General features: G+C 44.9%; 17 protein-coding genes. 9 read left to right on the forward strand and 8 right to left on the reverse strand.

Annotated elements, in window-relative coordinates:
- Positions 1-84 precede the first annotated feature (84 nt).
- Entirely contained in the window at positions 85-2,106 is a 2,022-nt protein-coding gene (locus ABXT59_RS05670) for a hydantoinase/oxoprolinase family protein (RefSeq protein ID WP_443638233.1), read from the reverse strand.
- Positions 2,107-2,318: 212 nt separating this feature from the next.
- Between ABXT59_RS05670 and ABXT59_RS05675 the strand changes: the two genes are divergently transcribed.
- From ABXT59_RS05675 to ABXT59_RS05690, 4 genes are all read left to right on the forward strand, one after another.
- Positions 2,319-3,197, forward strand: a complete 879-nt coding sequence (locus tag ABXT59_RS05675; protein WP_443638234.1) for an NAD(P)-dependent oxidoreductase — start codon at positions 2,319-2,321, stop codon at positions 3,195-3,197.
- Between the two features lie 460 nt (positions 3,198-3,657).
- The gene (locus ABXT59_RS05680; protein ID WP_443638235.1) at positions 3,658-4,602 is read left to right on the forward strand and encodes an HpcH/HpaI aldolase/citrate lyase family protein; all 945 of its coding nucleotides are present in this window, start codon (positions 3,658-3,660) and stop codon (positions 4,600-4,602) included.
- Between the two features lie 130 nt (positions 4,603-4,732).
- A complete protein-coding gene (locus tag ABXT59_RS05685) occupies positions 4,733-6,049 on the forward strand; it encodes an MFS transporter (RefSeq protein ID WP_443638236.1) in 1,317 nt (438 codons plus the stop codon).
- A gap of 49 nt (positions 6,050-6,098) precedes the next feature.
- Positions 6,099-6,347 (forward strand): hypothetical protein, encoded by a 249-nt coding sequence (locus tag ABXT59_RS05690; RefSeq protein WP_443638237.1) that lies wholly within the window; start codon positions 6,099-6,101, stop codon positions 6,345-6,347.
- A gap of 42 nt (positions 6,348-6,389) precedes the next feature.
- Here ABXT59_RS05690 and ABXT59_RS05695 read toward each other — a convergent pair whose 3' ends face one another.
- Together ABXT59_RS05695 and ABXT59_RS05700 are read right to left on the reverse strand one after the other, a co-directional pair.
- Positions 6,390-7,463: a polysaccharide deacetylase family protein gene (locus tag ABXT59_RS05695; protein ID WP_443638238.1), complete on the reverse strand. Its 1,074-nt coding sequence runs from the start codon at positions 7,461-7,463 to the stop codon at positions 6,390-6,392.
- 4 nt (positions 7,464-7,467) lie between these two features.
- Positions 7,468-7,665, reverse strand: coding sequence for a tautomerase family protein (locus ABXT59_RS05700; RefSeq protein WP_443638239.1), 198 nt, complete (start codon positions 7,663-7,665; stop codon positions 7,468-7,470).
- Positions 7,666-7,787: 122 nt separating this feature from the next.
- On the opposite strand from ABXT59_RS05700, the gene ABXT59_RS05705 reads away from it, so the two are divergent.
- On the forward strand, positions 7,788-8,702 hold the full coding sequence (locus ABXT59_RS05705) for a DMT family transporter (protein ID WP_443638240.1): 915 nt from the start codon (positions 7,788-7,790) through the stop codon (positions 8,700-8,702).
- A gap of 20 nt (positions 8,703-8,722) precedes the next feature.
- Positions 8,723-9,766: a PLP-dependent cysteine synthase family protein gene (locus ABXT59_RS05710; protein WP_443638241.1), complete on the forward strand. Its 1,044-nt coding sequence runs from the start codon at positions 8,723-8,725 to the stop codon at positions 9,764-9,766.
- 130 nt (positions 9,767-9,896) lie between these two features.
- Here the strand turns inward: ABXT59_RS05710 and metA are convergent, their stop codons facing one another.
- Complete coding sequence (gene metA / locus ABXT59_RS05715) at positions 9,897-10,826, reverse strand: homoserine O-succinyltransferase MetA (protein ID WP_443638242.1); 930 nt, start codon at positions 10,824-10,826, stop codon at positions 9,897-9,899.
- Positions 10,827-11,175: 349 nt separating this feature from the next.
- Here metA and ABXT59_RS05720 point away from each other — a divergent pair, with 349 nt between their 5' ends.
- The 3 genes from ABXT59_RS05720 to ABXT59_RS05730 all read left to right on the forward strand — a co-directional run bounded on the left by ABXT59_RS05720 (position 11,176) and on the right by ABXT59_RS05730 (position 14,455).
- Positions 11,176-12,375: an ABC transporter substrate-binding protein gene (locus ABXT59_RS05720; protein ID WP_443638243.1), complete on the forward strand. Its 1,200-nt coding sequence runs from the start codon at positions 11,176-11,178 to the stop codon at positions 12,373-12,375.
- 167 nt (positions 12,376-12,542) lie between these two features.
- Positions 12,543-13,646, forward strand: a complete 1,104-nt coding sequence (locus tag ABXT59_RS05725) for a hypothetical protein (RefSeq protein WP_443638244.1) — start codon at positions 12,543-12,545, stop codon at positions 13,644-13,646.
- 80 nt (positions 13,647-13,726) lie between these two features.
- Positions 13,727-14,455, forward strand: coding sequence for a pseudouridine synthase (locus tag ABXT59_RS05730; protein WP_443638245.1), 729 nt, complete (start codon positions 13,727-13,729; stop codon positions 14,453-14,455).
- 234 nt (positions 14,456-14,689) lie between these two features.
- On the opposite strand, the gene ABXT59_RS05735 is transcribed toward ABXT59_RS05730, so the two are convergent.
- Genes ABXT59_RS05735 through ABXT59_RS05750 form a run of 4 tightly spaced genes read right to left on the reverse strand, consistent with a single transcriptional unit; the run spans position 14,690 to position 18,584 of the window.
- On the reverse strand, positions 14,690-16,075 hold the full coding sequence (locus ABXT59_RS05735; protein ID WP_443638246.1) for a branched-chain amino acid ABC transporter permease: 1,386 nt from the start codon (positions 16,073-16,075) through the stop codon (positions 14,690-14,692).
- A complete protein-coding gene (locus ABXT59_RS05740) occupies positions 16,075-17,097 on the reverse strand; it encodes a branched-chain amino acid ABC transporter permease (RefSeq protein ID WP_443638247.1) in 1,023 nt (340 codons plus the stop codon). The genes ABXT59_RS05735 and ABXT59_RS05740 overlap by 1 nt, the downstream gene beginning before the upstream one ends.
- Positions 17,098-17,100: 3 nt before the next feature.
- Positions 17,101-17,805, reverse strand: coding sequence for an ABC transporter ATP-binding protein (locus tag ABXT59_RS05745; protein WP_443638248.1), 705 nt, complete (start codon positions 17,803-17,805; stop codon positions 17,101-17,103).
- Entirely contained in the window at positions 17,802-18,584 is a 783-nt protein-coding gene (locus ABXT59_RS05750) for an ABC transporter ATP-binding protein (protein ID WP_443638249.1), read from the reverse strand. The genes ABXT59_RS05745 and ABXT59_RS05750 overlap by 4 nt, the downstream gene beginning before the upstream one ends.
- Positions 18,585-18,846 lie beyond the last annotated feature (262 nt).

Consider the following 18,846-nt stretch of genomic DNA (forward strand, 5'->3'; position numbering starts at 1 on the left):
TGCTTAAACCCAATATGCCTTTGGAAAAGTTGTTTAGGCTCGTAATAGTTGATCACTAATAGGCCATATGAGCTTATTTATCACCTAGTCAGTTACGCTTAATTCGAGTGTGGGTTTACCCGTGGCAATGGCACTAATTTTAGCTTCTACAAATAATTCACCATCAAGCTCTGACATTATGTGTTTATTATCATGCCGGATACGAATGTCGACGTCGGCCGCTCCCGCAGACTTAGCCAGATCATAGGCCTGTTGTTTAACGATCGCTTCAGCTTGGCTCAGGGCGACATCTAAATCATGACAATCAAAAGGTGCTGCGCTGTGGAAAATACGGAAAATACCTTCAGTGGGTTGTGTGATCACTATTTCAGAGCGCTGCACTACACTGCCCATAACAGCACCCACAGCATTTGCTACATGGCCATATTTAGGCAATATGAGATCGACATCAAGGCTCTTTGCCACTTGTGGATAATAGGTGGTAGCAGGTGCTCCTACGGCAACTATTGGGTGGCTTTTGCCAAAGGTAATGCCAAATAAGGCATTATCATTATCTTTATTACCATTTTTAAGGATCAGCTTGCTCATTAATGCGGCCAAATTACGAGAGCGGGCTTCATTCAGAAGGTTTTCCTGGTGCAAGCCAGCTTCCAGCAAGGTTTGACAGATAGCGTCGTTCATCAAGGTGAAAACCCTGTGCGCAGGCTCCTCAGAGTTGCCTTTTTCCCAACTGCCTAAACCATAAAGAAAGCGCATTTGGCGAGCCCAAATTTGTGCCGCAAGTTTGGCGCCTGCAATGCTCCAATGGTTACTATTACCCAAAACATGGGCCGCATCAGATGGCGTAAAACCAGAATAAATGGCCATGCCCTTGCGCTCTAAGCGAGCCATCGCTTTAGCCAGTTCCTGGTCTTTAAAAACTAAAGTTTCCATTTCTACAGGGCCATGCTCTAGCATTTCCCAGGCTTGGTTTTCAATCGGTGTGAGTTGGTTGATGAGGGCTTGATTGTGTTCTAATCGAGTCACAAATCGGTTATGTCTTGCCGTAGGTGTGTCGTCCAGATGAGCCTGCATGCGTTCTAATACTTGAGGGTGCTGTTGCGCTAATAAACTCATGGGGACCACACGCCTTGGGCCTAGGGCGATACTACCACCATAAAACCGAACTTCACTATCACCACCTAAACCTATGGAATACACTTTAACAGTCTCTACCATGGGTTGCCAATCACCCACGCGGGCTCCTTCGTTGGCGAGTTCTGGTTGGCCATCCGTGACAATAGCGATGTCTGTGGTAGTGCCACCCATGTCTGCAATAATAGCGTTGCGACTACCAGAGAGTGCACAGGCACCAATTACACTGGCAGCAGGGCCAGACAATATAGTCGTTACTGGGTGCACAAGGGCTGTTTCGGCGTTAACAATGGAACCATCCCCTTTGACAATCATCAAGGGGGCTTTAATGTTGAGTTGCTGTAAAATGTTTTGTACTGCTTGGATTAAATCTTGAATAAACGGGATCATACGAGCGTTTAATGAAGCGGTGAGGGCTCGCCTTGGTGCGCCAAGACTGGTGGCTAGTTCATGACCACAAGTGACAGGCATTTGAGTGAGTTCTGTGACTAAATTCTGTAATTGAATTTCATGGCTAGGGTTGCGGACACCAAACTGAGCGGAAACAGAAAAGGCTGACACCTTGTCTTTGTGAGCTAATATTGCAGCAGTGGCACTTGCAACATCCAATGGCGCGACCTGCCGGCCAGAGGCATCATGACCTCCTGCTAAGCGGATAATTAAGTTGTCATCTATGATCTCACCCAGACCACTCTTAGTGACTTGCGTTTCACTAAGGCCCACTACGAGTGCACAGACTGGTGCACCATTGCCTTCCACTACAGCATTGGTTGTGAGGGTAGTCGACAAAGAGACCATTTCAATATCAGCTAATAATTCATGAGCGACTTTGCCAATAGATTCGCCAATCCCGATAGCTAAGTTGTGACGTGTGGTGAGGCTTTTTACAGCCACTAGTACTTGGTTTTGCTCGTTGATAATGACAGCATCTGTATAGGTGCCACCTGTGTCGATGCCAAGGCGAAGGGACATTAGTTAAAGTCTCGTAAAAGCTAAATTGTTGGCGGCATTTTGCCCTGTGTAAAATACTAACGCAAGCCTATTTGAGGTGCCCTGAATGAAGCGGCATCAGTGGGTTTAAATGCGCCACTTTTGCGTGCCCAAGGAAGTTGGTTTTTAGGCTTGTTTTACAACTCAGTATGGCCTTTAATGGCATTTGATTTTTTAAAAAGTGGGAGCTTTAAATGAGCACAGTTGCATTTATTGGTTTGGGCGTAATGGGTTACCCCATGGCAGGACATCTAGCCACCCAAGGACATCAGGTTTGTGTTTATAACCGCACTAGTACAAAAGCTGAATCTTGGCAGAGTGAACATGGAGGACAGTGCGCTAATGTACCAGCAGAAGCGGCCCAAGGTGCTGATTTTGTATTTATCTGTGTGGGCAATGATGATGATTTACGCAGCGTTGTGTTCGGAGAACAGGGTGTTTTAGCGGCTATGGCGGCAGGTTCAGTTTTGATAGATCACACTACTGCTTCTGCTCAAGTGGCACGTGAGGTTGCAGTCATTGCTGCTCAACAAGGGGTGGGTTTCGTTGATGCTCCAGTTTCAGGTGGCCAAGCTGGAGCAGAGAATGGCGCCTTAGCAATTATGTGCGGTGGCAGTGACGAAGACTATCTTAGAGCCGAGCCCATTATGCAGGCCTATGCAAAAAGTACTACTCATTTGGGCGCTGTGGGTAATGGCCAACTTACTAAAATGGTAAATCAAATTTGTATTGCTGGTTTAGTTCAGGGGCTAGCGGAGGGCGTGGCATTTGCTATTAATGCGGGCCTAGATGCTAAGCAAGCGTTGGCAGCAATTGGGGGTGGTGCAGCGGGCTCATGGCAAATGCAAAATCGTGGCCAAACAATGGTAGATGACGAGTTTGAATTTGGCTTTGCCGTAGACTGGATGCGCAAGGACTTAGCCATTTGCTTAGCAGAGGCCAAGACCAATGGGTCTGAGTTACCTGTAGCTCAAATGGTTGATGATTTCTATGAGCAAGTGCAGGCTCATGGTGGCCAGCGCTGGGATACGTCTAGCTTGCTACGCAGATTACCAAGAAAAGATAAGCTTTAACGCTTATTTTTTCTTAAAGTGAGAGATTGTAAGCACCCTTTCTATGAGAGAGTGCTGATAGTGTTGTGATGGCGTGCCTAAGAAAAGTATCGGCAGTATAGGAAATAAGTTTCTTTAAAGGGCTCATTGGTGACGATACTGTCTGTCATTGGAGCATTCAACGTGCGACATTGAAGACGCATTGGGGGACACAAACCAACCTACACAGAGGTAGCAGATGACCTTTAGTAAACTCTTGTTTCTATTAGTGTGAACACGATAATCTGTTGTATTTAATACATAAAATGTTAATTATATAATAATATTTCCTGATCTTAGGAAATATTACTCATGCCGACCTCAATTTCTCTTGGATAAACCCTACTGCTAGGCGATTGACCTTGTTTCCTTAACCTCGTTATAGTGGCTCTAGTTCAAATTAAGCCCCGATGCTTCCCAATATAAATATTAAGGTAATGTCATGAGTCATACAAACCATCAACCCGTCAAAACCCGTTTGCAACGCAGTGAATTAGCGGTGCCAGGTTCTAACCCAAGCATGATCGAAAAGGCTGCAGATAGTGCAGCAGATTATGTCTTTTTAGACTTAGAAGACGCGGTTGCACCGTTAGATAAAATTGCAGCTCGCAAAAATATTATTGAAGCACTGAACGACATTGATTGGAAAGCGAAAGGCAAAACCATCTGTATTCGTATTAACGGTTTAGATACCCATTACATGTATCGTGATGTGGTGGAAATCGTAGAGCAAGCAGGCCAGCACTTAGACACCATTCTAGTGCCAAAGGTTGGCGTGCCGGCCGACTTGTACATGGTGGAAGCCATGTGTAACCAAATTGAACAGGCGCAAGGGTTTACCCATAAAATTGGCTTAGAAGCGCTTATCGAAACGGCTCTAGGCATGGCTAATGTAGAGGCCATTGCACAAGCCAGCCCACGTTTAGAAGCTATGCATTTTGGCGTAGCAGACTATGCTGCCAGTAATCGTGCCCGCACAGTGGTCATTGGTGGTTTAAATCCAGACTACCCAGGGGACCAATGGCATGCCGCCTTGTCAAGAATGACTGTTGCATGTCGTGCCTATGGTTTAAGAGCGATCGATGGACCCTTTGGTGACTTTAGTGATCCAGACTCATATATCTTGGCTGCAAAACGCGCTGCGGCTTTAGGTCTAGAAGGTAAATGGGCTATTCATCCATCGCAAATTGCTTTAGCTAATGAGGTATTCTCTCCACCACTGGAGGAATTGAATCGTGCTAAGGGTATTCTTGCGGCCCTCGCTGAAGCCCAAGCTAAAGGTCAGGGTGCCGCTCAGTTGGATGGTAAAATGATTGATGCTGCTTCTGCTCGTATGGCAGAAAATGTGGTTAACGTGGCTAACATCATTGCTGCCCAAGGCTCTTAATTGTATTACCTTTAGATCAACGTAATGGTTAAGTCTTTATTAGACTAAGCTGTTAAAGATAATGACGTCTATGGGCCCATGTATGTCATTATTTTTTAAGGCGTATGGCTAAAAGCCATCAGCTTAGGCTATGCTTGTTTTACTCTTCAAGGATGTCATGCAGGACAAAGGTGTGTTTTCTGTTTTTCGATCTATATTTTCTTTATTATTGAGCTATGGCTTTTTGCTGTTAGCTAATGGTCTTTTTAATTCCCTCTTAGGATTGCGTGCCACCCTTGAAGGGGTTAACACAAGTTGGCTTGGATTTATCATGGCCAGCTATTTTTTAGGCCTTTTGTTGGGTGGTTTGTTCGCTGTGCGTATTATCACCAGAGTGGGCCATATCCGGGCTTTTGCAGTGTTTGCATCGCTGATGTCTACGACGGCTTTATTACATCCATTGTTTTTAGAGGTGAGCCAGTGGATGCTTTTACGTTTGATTTCTGGGTTTTGCATGGCTGGATTAATCATCGTGACAGAAAGTTGGCTCAATGAAGCGACACCCAGTCATCAAAGAGGGGGAGTGCTATCTAGTTATATGATGGTGAATTACATGGCTGCAGGCTGTGGTCAATTCTTACTGAATCTGGGAGACGTGGGTCAATTTCAACTATTTAGTTTAGCATCTATTATTTTTTCCTTAGCTCTAATTCCCGTCTTATTAACCAAACAATCAGCGCCCATTATTACCACCAGCAGCAAACTCTCTTTTGGACTCTTGTCTCAAGTCGGTCCGTTAGCCATTTTGGGAGTATTCGTGGCAGGTGCTAGTAATGCCAGTGTGCATGCTTTTGCCCCAGTTTATGCCCTCGAAGTGTTTGGTGATGCTAACTTAATCCCTCAATTTACAGCCACCTTGTTAATTAGTGGTTTGGTACTGCAATGGCCCTTAGGGCGTTTATCAGACAAAGTTGGCCGAGGATGGTTAATGATGTTTGTGCCCCTTTGTATTTCTGTGTCGGCTCTGGGTGTGTTGTGGGCTACTTACTATGAACCAGAGTTTATTTGGCTTGCTGTGGCTTGTTATGGAGCCTTTTTGTTTACTCTTTATTCTCTAGCAGTGGCGCTCATTAATGACATTGTTGGCCCGGAGCTGCGAGTCAAAATTGCGGGTGCGATTCTTATTGTCTACGGTTTGGGTGCTATTAGTGGGCCCATTATAGTTGGGCCGCTCATTGATCTAATGGGTGTACAAGCCTTATTCATAGTCAGTGCAGTCACCAGCGCTTTACTGGCTGCTTTGGCGGTCTATCGACGTGTGTATCAAGCTATTTTTGTCAAGCCGATGCAGCCTTTTGTAGCGGAACCATCCAATCAGTATAGCTCTAAAGAGCTTTATCTAGCTGCTCATCAACAGGTTGATGAGCAGCCCACTTTAAGCCCAAACGAGGATATGACTAAACCTTAATGCTTAGGTGTCGATAAGTGAGGGGCAGACAATTGGAATAGGGCAACTTATGTCCCTCGACGAACTCAATAAATTACTTCCTTCGGAGCAAACATCCGATGCCGATGAGGCGTGGGTTTCTACAGATCGTTGGCTTACCTATCATGGCAGTATTCAAGGCCAAAACTTTTTCAGTAATGTGATTAATGAATCCTTTACAAGTGTCACAACTTCAACAGATGAGGGTAAAGATCTGAGTTTTTCCCAAAGCCAAAGGGTTAAGCAGGCCCAGCATGATTACGAAATTTTGCAGCCTTAAAAGGGCCTGCATTGTTCCTTTGGTTTGCTATTCTTTGATTTACTATTGTTTGGGAGGCGCTTCACCGCCGTAGATTAACCATTGATGTGATAACCAATAGTAGTTCTTTTGTCCCCATATGGGGGCTGTGCAGTTGTACCGATTACGTCCGATATTTAAAACTTTTTTGGCTTGCACGGTAAACTTCATTTTGGTTGGCCAGCGAGGTGCGTGCCTATCCCCTGTAATAAAACAAGACAGTTGCTGCCTAACTCCCAGCTTTTGGGCTTGGGTTAGTTCAACCTCTAACAAAGGTTGGCCTCGCTCTGCCTGATCTAAACGAATGACTGGGTTTTTAAACGCAGTGTAGTTAGCTGGAAAAGGTTGAGAGGCAAGTTTAGTTTTAAGACTTTTTAATTGACTGTAGGCTCCAGCAGCAGGGAACCTTGGTAAGGCTTGAAAATCAGAAAATTGTGCCACCCCACCTGACTGTTGGCCAAAGGCAATATAGCCTTTGTCTTTAAGGGCCAGCTTAAGGCGGTTGTTATATTCGCCAAAAGGATAGGCCAGCCATTTTGGGACAGGCCCAAGCTCTTCAGTTAAGCGTTGCTGAGCGTAATCAATGTTGGTTAATGCCGCAGTTAGCCATGCTTTACCGTAGTTGGGTTTACGCACCAGATAATCATGATCTCGAGTGTGGTTAGCTAAGGTGCCCCCATGTTGCTTAAGCTCCCGAAGCATATCCCAAGTCATCGTGTGGCGTTGATTTTGATCTACAGGGTCAGTGTTCACAAACACTGTAAAAGGATAATTATATTGTTTCAATAAGGGAAAGCCTTGAAAATAAATATCACGCCAGGCATCGTCAAAGGTAATTACAATGGCTTTGTCTGGCAGTGCAGCGCCTTGCTGAACTGCATCTAGAGCCTGGGCTAGATCGATCACTGTGTAGTTATTTTGTTTCAAATACTCTAAATGCTCTTCAAACTCTTGTGCGGACAAAGAGGTAGAGCGGGGCGCAGTCGAACTCACATGATGATAAAGCAAAATATTAAAGCTATCAGCAGCAAAGCCGGTCAAAGGCCAGATAAGCCCCCAGCATAAGAATGAGACAAAACAGATGATTTGCTTGAGCATGATGCTATTTATCCGGGAACAGATCGCTACACAATTCGCCCCCAAAGCCCCAGTCGGACTTTGGCACATCTCGGATCATGACTTGCACCGCACTTGGGTTTCCACCCGTAATGTCACACATGGTTTTAGTGAGTCCAGCAACAATTTGACGTTTTTGTTCGACCGAACGGCCTTCAAATAATTCGACTGTAATTAGGGGCATAGGGATTTCCAAAGGATAGGTAAGGGTCGTTCTGAGATTCATTTTATATCTTCGTTAAAGGCCTATGCAAGGTAAAAAACTTCGGCTAAAGTAGCCGCTCTTAGCTTATGCATGGATGGACAGTGAAAAATTATAAAAAGAATCCGCTTATTGGTATGGGCTTGATGACGCTGGCTATGGTGTTAGTGCCGATTCTGGACTTATTTGCCAAACTTTTGACGCTAGATTACGCCGTACTAGAAATCACATGGGCTCGGTTTGTGTTTCATGGACTATGGTTATTACCTTTGTTAGCTTGGAAGGGTATTGTTTGGTGGCGTATGCCACCCCAACCTTGGTTACAAATTAGTCGCAGTTTGATACTCACCGTTACCACGGTAGCCTTCTTTTTTGCCATCAAAGACAACCCAATTCCGACAGCATTAACGCTGTTATTTATTTCCCCTTTAGTGGTGGCCGTAGTCGCACCAATATGGCTTGGTGAGTCTTTTGATGCATTAAGAGGCCTTGCTGTAGTCTTTGGATTTGTGGGGGTTTTAATTGTATTGCGACCCACGGCAGACAGTTTTTCACCCTCCATATTATGGGGCGTGTTATCTGGAGTGACTTACGCCTTCTATATTATGATTACGCGCAAGTTGAGCGCCTCTGTGCCACCGTTATTAACGTTATTTTATACGGCCATAGGCGGTGTTTTGGTGCTGACTCCAATCTTGCTATTGAGCAATGTATGGAAAATGCCAGATTTAACAGGTTGGGTGATGATGGCCAGTATGGGATTATTTGCAGCCATTGGGCACTTTTTTATTATCATGGCGTGTGAATACGCGACGGCTTCGCAATTGAGCCCGTTTAATTATTTTGAAATTGTAGCAGCGACGGCGATCAGTTACTTTGCATTTGATTTTTTCCCAGACCCTTATGTTTGGGTGGGAGTCGCTATTATTTGTATCAGTGGTGCCTACGTGTCCTATCGTGAGTTACAGTTGAGTAAAAGAGCCCATGCGATTCAAGATGGTCGCTTAGATATACTTTGAGCAGGATAAAGGATCAGTATATGAGGCATTGGGTTAACAGCGCTCTAAGTGCAATAGAAGCCGATTATCAACGCTCAGCAGATACGCATTTAATAAAACTAGAACTGCCTAACTTTGAGGGTATCAATGTCTACCTTAAAGACGAAAGCACACATCCAACGGGCAGTTTAAAACATCGATTGGCTCGTTCTTTATTTTTATATGCTTTGTGCAATGGAAAGATTGACGCCAACACCACAGTCGTGGAAGCATCGTCGGGCAGCACTGCCGTATCAGAAGCCTATTTCGCTAAGCTGATTGGTGTCGCGTTTATTGCTGTGATGCCCAAATCTACTTCGGCCCAAAAGATAGCTCAAATTGAGGGCTTTGGTGGCCATTGCCATTTTGTTGATAATGCCACTCAAATGCATGCTGTGGCCTTAAAACTCGCCCAAGAGTCTCAGGGCTACTTCATGGATCAATTTATGTATGCAGAAAGGGCAACAGATTGGCGTGGCAACAACAATATTGCAGAAAGTATTTTTAGACAAATGTCTCATGAGCCTCATCCCATTCCTCATACGGTGGTTATGAGTGCCGGCACAGGGGGCACATCAGCCACTCTTGGACGATATATCCGTTACTTAGGGTATGACACTAATTTAGTGGTGGTCGATCCCGAAAATTCAGCCTTTTATCCCAGTTACTTGAATCAAGACCCCAGTTATGTCACTGGCATTAGTAGCCGTATTGAGGGCATTGGCAGACCTCAAGTAGAGGCCTCATTTATGCCTGATGTGATTGACAGTATGATTCAAGTGCCTGATTTAGCCAGTATTGCAGCCATGCTTTGGTTAGAACAGCAGACGGGACGCAAAGCAGGGCCTTCAACAGGGACTAATTTATGGGGTGCGCTGGAAGTGGCGCAAAACATGAGAACTCAAGGCCTTAAAGGCTCCATAGTTACTCTTTTGTGTGACAGTGGAGATCGTTATTTAAACACTTACCATAGTGCAAGTTGGGTTGCCAAGCACATAGGCGACCCTAAAATTTATCAGCACAAACTGGAAGAGATTTTTCAATAATACCCATGGACGCTGGACCTTTAGGTATTGCCTGAAATACAGTCCAAAACGCCGCTATCACTGCTACTTAGCCAAAAGTTGAAGTGTTCTACTAGTAATTAATTGTTGCAGTTCAGTTTAGTCTATTCGACTAATCTAGGGTCGGTTCAATGTCTTCTAAATCGTAGGGCGTGGCCTGATATACGCAATAGTTGAGCCAGTTACTAAAGAACAAATAACCATGGCTGCGCCACGATGCCTTAGGCTTGGCGCTGGCATCATCATTGGGAAAATAATTGATGGGTAACATGGGGTTTAAACCTGCGGCTCGGTCTCTGTGGTATTCATCACCCAAAGTATTAGCACCGTATTCTGGGTGGCCAGTAATATAAACTTGGCGGCGATCTTTACTGGTCATAATATAAGCCCCAGAGGCGTCTGACTGGGCTAAGACAATGAGGTCAGTATTTGCCAAAATGTAATCTACTTGAAAATCAGCGGTACGCGATTGAGGTGCCAAAAATTGATCATCAAAGCCACGAGTGAGCGCCTCATGTCCAAAGTTCACGGTTTGCTGGTAGACCCCAGATAGTTTTTGTGCCCGAGTTTGTTTGGGTAAATTGTACAAAGACTTTAAGCCTGCTTGGGCCGCCCAACACAAAAATAAAGTGGAAGTCACGTGGGTTCGAGACCATTGAATAATTTCGTCCACTTGCGGCCAGTAAAGCACATCTTCAAAAGCGACTAATCCAAGAGGCGCGCCAGTAATAATGAGGCCATCATAATTATGATCTTTAATTTGCTCAAAATTACGGTAAAAGCTATTTAAATGTTCTACGGGCGTATTCTTGCTAGAACGGTTGTCCACCCTTAATAACTCTATGTCTACCTGTAAAGAAGAATTAGACAATAAGCGCATAATTTGATTTTCAGTTTCAATTTTTTTAGGCATCAAGTTAAGGATGATGACTTTGAGTGGACGAATGTCTTGGTTGAGTGCCCGTGTTTCAGTCATCACAAACACGTTTTCTTTTTGCAGCACGCTGGTGGCAGGCAAGGCATCTGGAATGCGGATTGGCATGAGAAACTCTCTACAATAATAATGGGCTTAATGAGCAGTGCAGTAAGTGTAGCAGAAAAGAAGAGGCTTGCTGAAGAGTCTGTAACCTCAAATATTAATTAGAAAATCTTAAGAAATTAACCCTAACACTCAATTAATGCGCATTAATGATGCAATTAAGGTTTGAACTCTGCCGTTAGAAAACGATATACTCAGTTATCGATGCGGCCATTTGGCCCTGAGAGGCTAGGTATAATTCAATACCTAAACCAAACTTAGATTGCTAGGTTAGACAAAGTTTAAGCACTGCTTGAACGATGACTGGTCTGTATCACGATACTAAATATAAAATTCCCAGAGGAATAGGTTAATGCAAAACATATTTAAAAAGACACTACTTGCTGCAGCAACTGCAACTTTGTTGGCAGGCACTGCATATGCAGGAGGCCACGAGGAAAAAGTGGGTGTGATTCTAGGGTTTACTGGTCCAATCGAATCTCTGACGCCAACCATGGCTGACAGTGCAGAACTGGCTTTCGCTGAAGCATCTAATTCGGGTCTGTTATTGGATGGCAAGGTGTTAGTTGCTGTGCGTGCCGATTCTACTTGTGTCGACTCTTCTGCCGCCACAGCTGCTGCTGAGCGTTTGGTCAACTCTGACAACGTGGTTGCCATCATGGGTGCCGACTGTTCTGGTGTGACTGGCGCTATAGCGAAGAACGTAGGTGCTCCAAATGGCGTAGCTATGGTTTCTCCTTCAGCTACGTCTCCTGGTTTAAGTGCTATTGACGACAACGGTGTATTTTTCCGCACTGCGCCTTCTGATGCACGTCAGGGCGTGGTCTTGGCTGACATCGTTATGGGCCGTGGCATTGACACAGTGGCTGTGACTTACACTAACAACGACTACGGTAAAGGGCTAGCCGATGCCTTTGCTACAGCTTACCGTGCAGCGGGTGGTAAAATTACCATCGAAGCTGCTCACGAAGATGGCAAGGCAGATTACTCTGCTGAAGTTGGCGCATTGTCTGCTTCTGGTGCCTCTGAGCTAGTGGTGCTTGGCTATGTTGACCAAGGCGGTCGTGGCATCATCCAATCTTCTTTAGACTCGGGCGCATTTGAGCGTTTCATTCTTGCTGACGGCATGATTGGTGATTCATTATTAGATGTTGACGGTGGCATTGAAGGTACTTTTGGTACGCTACCTGGTTCAGAGTCTAAGGGCGCATCCATGTTTAATGATGTTGCAGCTGCAGCTGGCCTAGACGGCTCTGCTCCCTATGCGGCTCAGTCATATGATGCAGGCGCACTCATTGCCCTAGCTATGCAATCTGCCGGCTCTGCTGATCGTGCAGGCATTGTGGCTCACATGAGCAAAGTTGCTAACGCTCCTGGCGAAATCATCTTACCGGGTGAATTGGCTAAAGGTTTGAAAATCTTAGCAGACGGTGGCGAAATTAACTACGAAGGTGCAACCAACGTAGAATTTGATGCCAACGGTGACCCTGCTGGATCTTACAAAGAGCAAGAAGTTAAAGGTGGTGCATTCACTACTGTCAAGGTTCACTAAGCACGAACCTAATGTTTGACAAAACCCCGTCTTGGAGTGATCCAAGGCGGGTTTTTTAATGCTTCAATTTTCTTACAGATAAGGTTACAATTTAAGAATAGAAATGCTAGTCACAAGATTTTTCGTCAGCTTGTAAAGAAAATTTTCAAAATAAAAAAGAGGTAAGTATGAAGCGTACACTCATAAATGTTGTTGTTCTTGGTACAGTAATAGGGTCTAGTCTAGTGCAAGCTGGCGGTTTTGATCGTTCAGGCCAAGACACCTCGATCATCCTCAAAGAGGGTAACTTGTTAGAAGTGCTTTCAGTCTCTGTAAATCCTAAGGTTACTGGTAAATATGGTGCAGCCATTGGTGGCGGTGATACTGGTGAAACACTGCCTAATTACAGTTACACTACCATGGCCTTCAAAACAGACATCTCTGACGAAGTGTCTATAGCAGTGATTCAAGATAGCCCATATGGTGCACATGTGGGTTGGACGAGTGGCACAGTCGGCTCATCTTACAGTGGCATTAATGCTGAAATTAAGTCAAGCGCGACCACTATTTTGGGCAGTTATGATGTTGCAGATAATGTTACCGTTTATGGAGGTCTGAAATCTCAGTCTGTTTCTGCAACAGTAGCGAATCCTCTCGTTAATGGTTATACATTAACCACTAACACAGATTCAAGTATGGGATATTTAATTGGTGCTGCGATTCAAAAGCCAGAGATTGCTATGCGTGTTGCTCTTACGTACCACGCGAAAATTAAGCATGATTTAGCTGCGATAGAGGCTTTTGGAGCATCAGCTTATCCAAGTGCGCCTTTGTCACTTTACACCCCAGAAGCATTTAATCTAGACTTTCAAACAGGTGTAGCCGCAAATACTTTGCTATTTGGCTCTGTTCGATTTGCGAAGTGGAAGCAGTTTATCGTTAGCCCAACAGTATATGTTGGCGCTGCTGGACAGCCGTTGAAAGAGTTTACTCAAAACCCAACTACCTACTCTATTGGTTTAGGTCGAAAGTTTACTGATCAATGGTCTGGTGCTGTGACGTATGGAACAGAATCTGCTGAAGGTGTAGAGGGTGGTCCAATGGGACCAACTGACGGTTATAGTAAGCTTGGACTTGGTGTGACTTATACTGGTGACAAAGCAACAGTTACGCTGGGTGTTCAGAAGGTTGATCTAGGCGATATTGATGTTGTTGGCCCTAGTGTTCTTTCGGCAAAAATGACTGGTAATACAGCATTAGTAACGGCAGTTAAGGTTGGTTATAAGTTCTAATCTAGAAAGATGAGTAACCGAAATCCAAAGCCTGATTAGAGTAATTTAATCAGGCTTTTTAATGCCTGAATCTTATACTTATGCCGAATGATTTATCCGATCCACTATTAATCATTTACCAAGATGATGACCTGGTTGCCATCAACAAGCCCAGTGGTTTGTTGGTGCACCGCAGCCCTATCGATAAGCACGAGACCCGTTTTGCCGTGCAGCAACTGCGCAACCAACTGGGCCAGCATGTTTACCCCTTGCATCGCTTAGACAAACCCACTTCTGGGGCATTGGTGTTTGCATTGTCACAGGAGGCGGCTAGTTTTTATGGACAGCAGTTTCAAGAGCATCAAATTCAAAAGACTTATTGGGCCTTGGTGCGGGGCTATGGTCCTCAAAATATGGCTATTGACCATGGTTTGAAGGAGGAAGCGGATGATTATGCGGATACAAAGGTGGCTTTCGAACCCAAGCATGCGTTAACTCATGTCCAGTGCTTAAGCGAGTTTGAAATTCCCTTGCAGGTGGATCGATATGCCACAACGCGTTTATCTTTAATGCAATGTGAGCCCATCACTGGACGCAAACATCAGATTAGGCGCCATTTAAAGCACATAGGGCATCCGATTGTGGGTGATTCTCGTCATGGCAAGGGGTTACTGAATCGGGCCTGTGAGCGCTATTTTAGCGCTGGACGTTTGTGGTTGGCCTGCACCCAAGTGATACTCACAGCAAGACAGGGCCAGCCAGTGGTGATTGAAGCTCCTTTAGCCACAGATTTTGAGGGGGTATTAAGGCAGTTGGGTCATTCGTGTTAGACGTTAAAAGTGCAACGCTAAAAATCTCAAACTAAAAAGACAAACAGTAATAAAAATCTGACATAAAAAGCTAAAATAAAAACAAGAAGTTAAAAGTGGAGATATAAGACCGAAAAAGGAAAACAAAAGCAAACAAAAGGTCTAGGCAGCTTTAATCTCACTGCCATGCCCATTAACTATATGCCCAAAACCCCTGCTCTAATCCATTGTCCTATCATTTATGCTGCCTAGCACCTAAATGGTGTGTAAGCGTGTTCGTTCAGGAATGATTCCCTTTGGCATAAAGCGCATGGTAAGCAATAACACTAAGCCCATAATGAATAAACGTAAGTGCGGTGCACTCTTAAGTAAATGGGACCGTAAGTCGCTGGCTTGGTCCATGCCTGCAGTCACCAGATCCATAAAGGCGATGGATAAAGGTTCGGCTTCTATCCACATAAACCAGATAAAGAAGCCACCAAAAACAGCACCTAAATTATTGCCACTACCACCAATAATGACCATTAACCACACTAAAAAGGTAAAGCGTAAAGGCTGATAAGCAGTGGGTGTAAACTGACCATCTATAGTGACCAGCATCGCCCCAGCAATGCCTACCACAGCACTTCCCAATACAAACACTTGCAGGTGCTGGCGGACCACGTTTTTACCCATGGCATTAGCGGCTTCTTCGTTATCGCGGATAGCCCGCATCATGCGTCCCCATGGAGAGTTGAGGGCTTTAATACTGAGCAATAAAACGACGACTAAAACCACGGTAAATAATCCGGTATAGCATAATTTAACGAAGATGCTTGAACTTTGAATAACCAATTGCTGCAGAGCTTCAGTGCGCTGCGCGTCTGCGAGTGCAGATAAGCGGCCACTAAATAAAGACGTTACCAGATCAATAAACCAAGGTGTGGTTTGTAGATTAAGTTCAAAAGGCACTGGCCGGTCTAAACCTGCCACATTTTTAACTCCACGGGCGAGCCAATCTTCATTTTTTAATACGGCAATAATGATTTCAGAAATGCCTAGAGTGGCAATGGCTAGGTAATCTGAGCGCAAACCAAGAGTGATTTTACCAATCACCCAAGCCACACCCGCAGCCATAATACCCCCTAAAACCCATGAAAAGATCACGGGCATGCCCATGCCCCCAAGGAACCCATAAGTGGCTGGATCAACATTTTCAATGGCATATACGGCTGGTGCATAAAAGTGATTAATCACAAAGTAGGCACCAATAAATAATCCGGCCAAGGTCAGGCGACGTTGCCAGCTGGCGGCCATATTGCGATAAACAAGAATGGCCAAGACGATGGTAATCACCACTAAGATAAAACTGACCACCATGCCTTGACCACCCACAGACCAAGCCTCGAGGACAGGTGCTTCAGATACTAAAACTGCAGCTAAGCCACCCAATGCAGTAAAGCCCATGACGCCTAGGTTTAGCAAACCCGCGTAACCCCATTGGATATTGACGCCCAAAGACATGATTGCAGAAATAAGGCATAAATTTAAAATGGCTAACGCAAAAGGCCAAGATTGCCCCATACCGACGCCAAGCAGCAACAAGGCCATGACTGTGAAAGCTAAAGGTGCGCGATTCTTTTGGTTTAATAGTGCATTCATTATATGGATTGCCCTTTAAAGATGCCTGTTGGTCGAATGAGTAATACCACCACTAAAATGATAAAGGACACAGCGAATTTATAGTCTGTCGATAAGAACTGCATTAACCCAGTAGGCTCTAGGGATTCGGGTAGCAGGTAGATAAAGAATTTTTTATAGGCGTAAGTAACGATGACTTCTGAGAAAGCGATCACAAAACCGCCAACGACAGCGCCAATAGGACTGCCAATGCCACCCACAATAGCTGCCGCAAACATTGGCAGTAGTAGCATAAAGTAGGTAAAGGGTTTAAAGCTTTTATCTAAGCCATACAAAGTGCCAGCAGTGGTGGCTAAGGCGGCCACAATAATCCAAGTAATAAAGACCACCCGATCTGGATTAATGCCTGATAATAGTGCTAAATCTTTGTTGTCAGAAAAGGCACGCATGGCCTTTCCTGTGCGAGTTTTTTGTAAAAAGTAAAATAGAGCAGCGACACAAATAAGCGCTACAGTGAGGGTTAATACTTGAGTTGATTTTAGAGCCAAACCCTCACTTAAACCTGTAAATTCTTTAAATTCACGGGGGCGAAAAATGAATTTAGTACCGTCCATAAAGCGTTGGTCACCTGGACCTATGATAAAACGCACAATAGCGTTGGTCATAAACATTACACCCGTTGATACAATGACAAAAATAACAGGTGCACTCTTTTTGGCTCGGTAAAACTTATATACTGTTTTATCAAATGCTAAAGTTAAGGCAATTGCACCCACAATGCCAAAGGGCAGGGCGAGCAATGCCGTGGGCAAGACACCAAAACTAATGCCCAAAGACTGAAAACCCCAAGTGACTAGAATTACCATCATGGTGCCAAAGGCCATGGTGTCGCCGTGGGCAAAGTTAGAGAAACGCAGAATGCCGTACACTAAAGTAATGCCTAAGGCGCCTAGCGCTAATTGGGCACCGTAGGATACCGCAGGCACTAAGACAAAATTAGCAAACAGCACAATAGCATTTAAAATATCAATAATTTCTGGCATGGCTTAACCCCCCAAAAAGGTGCGACGCACCACAGGATCAGCCAGTAGTTCATCACCACTGCCCGTGTGTTTGTTTGAGCCCGTAACTAAAACATAACCTTTATCGGCGATGTTGAGCGCTTGGGCCGCGTTTTGTTCAACCATTAACACGGCGATACCTTGTTGCTTAACTTCTAAAATACGGTCAAATAATTCATCCATAACGATGGGAGATACTCCCGCTGTAGGCTCATCTAACATAAGCACACTCGGTTGGGTCATCATGGCCCGGCCAACAGCCACTTGCTGACGTTGACCGCCTGACAATTCTCCCGCGTTTTGACGACGTTTTTGCTTCAGAATAGGGAACAGTTCATATACCTGCTCCATGGTGCTGGTAAAGTCGTCGGTGCGCAAAAAGGCCCCCATTTCAAGGTTTTCTTCGACAGTCATGCCTGCAAACACATTATGAGTCTGAGGCACAAAAGCAATGCCCTGACCCACACGATCTTGGGGTGACATATGGGTGATGTCTTTGCCACCTAGAGTTACGCTTCCTTGTCTGAGGTTGAGCATGCCCAACAAAGCTTTCATGGCAGTTGATTTGCCTGCCCCATTGGGGCCCACAATAACTGCGACTTCGCCTTTATTGACCGACAAAGAACATCCATTGAGGATATCTGCGCCGCCATAGCCACCTCGTAACTGATCTGCTACTAGATAGCTCATGTACTTGCCTCAGATTTATTTTTCAGACCTGTGCCAAGATAGGCTTCTATAACGGCCTCATTAGCGATCACTTCTTTGGCTGTGCCTTGGGCGAGAACGGCACCTTCAGCCATGACGATCACGGGGTCACACAAGCGACCAATAAAATCCATGTCATGCTCGATCATGCAAAAGGTGTAACCTTTTTCTTGGTTCAAACGGACGATGGCCTCGCCAATCTCACGCAGCAAAGAGCGATTTACGCCAGCCCCCACTTCGTCTAGCAATACTACCTTCGCATCTACCATCATGGTGCGACCTAGTTCTAAGAGCTTTTTTTGGCCCCCAGACAGGTTACCTGCCAATTCTTGAGCCACATGATCCAAATTAAGAAAATCAATTACTTCCATGGCTTTATCACGTACTTTAATTTCTTGCGCTCGCACTAATGATGGACGAAACCATGCATCGAGGAGGTTTTCACCGGCTTGCTGCGACGGCACCATCATTAGGTTGTCTAGCACTGTTAAGGTGCCAAATTCATGAGCGATTTGAAATGTGCGCAGCAGCCCTTTATGGAATAATTCAAAGGGTGGCACTCCTGTGACATCTTCACCATCGAGGTAAATATGGCCTGAAGTGGGTGCTAGATTACCAGCAATCATGTTAAATAATGTGGTTTTACCTGCTCCGTTGGGGCCGATGAGTCCAGTAATGGAGCCTTTGGCTATTTCGATGGAGGTGTTATTAACGGCTTGTACGCCGCCAAAACGCTTACTCACTGATTCGACTTTGATCATGGATACCCTGTGGTCTGCAAAGTGTCAAAATTGGCTAAACGACATTAACCAATGCTAATTTTTTAGTAATAGATAAACTGTCTGTTGCACGTCAAGGTTGCAAAGGCTGGCTTTTCAAGGCGCAATTATACGGGCTAACTATGAACAGGAAAAGCTGAGCGTGGTTAAAAACTGCGTCAATGACAAGAATATGTCACTTAGAATGATTATTAGGATGATTATCAGGATGGTTATCGGTAAATTCGAGAACAGCATTACCTGT

The sequence above is a fragment of the Candidatus Njordibacter sp. Uisw_058 genome, assembly GCF_047730065.1.
Classification (GTDB): Bacteria; Pseudomonadota; Gammaproteobacteria; order Pseudomonadales; family Balneatricaceae; genus Njordibacter.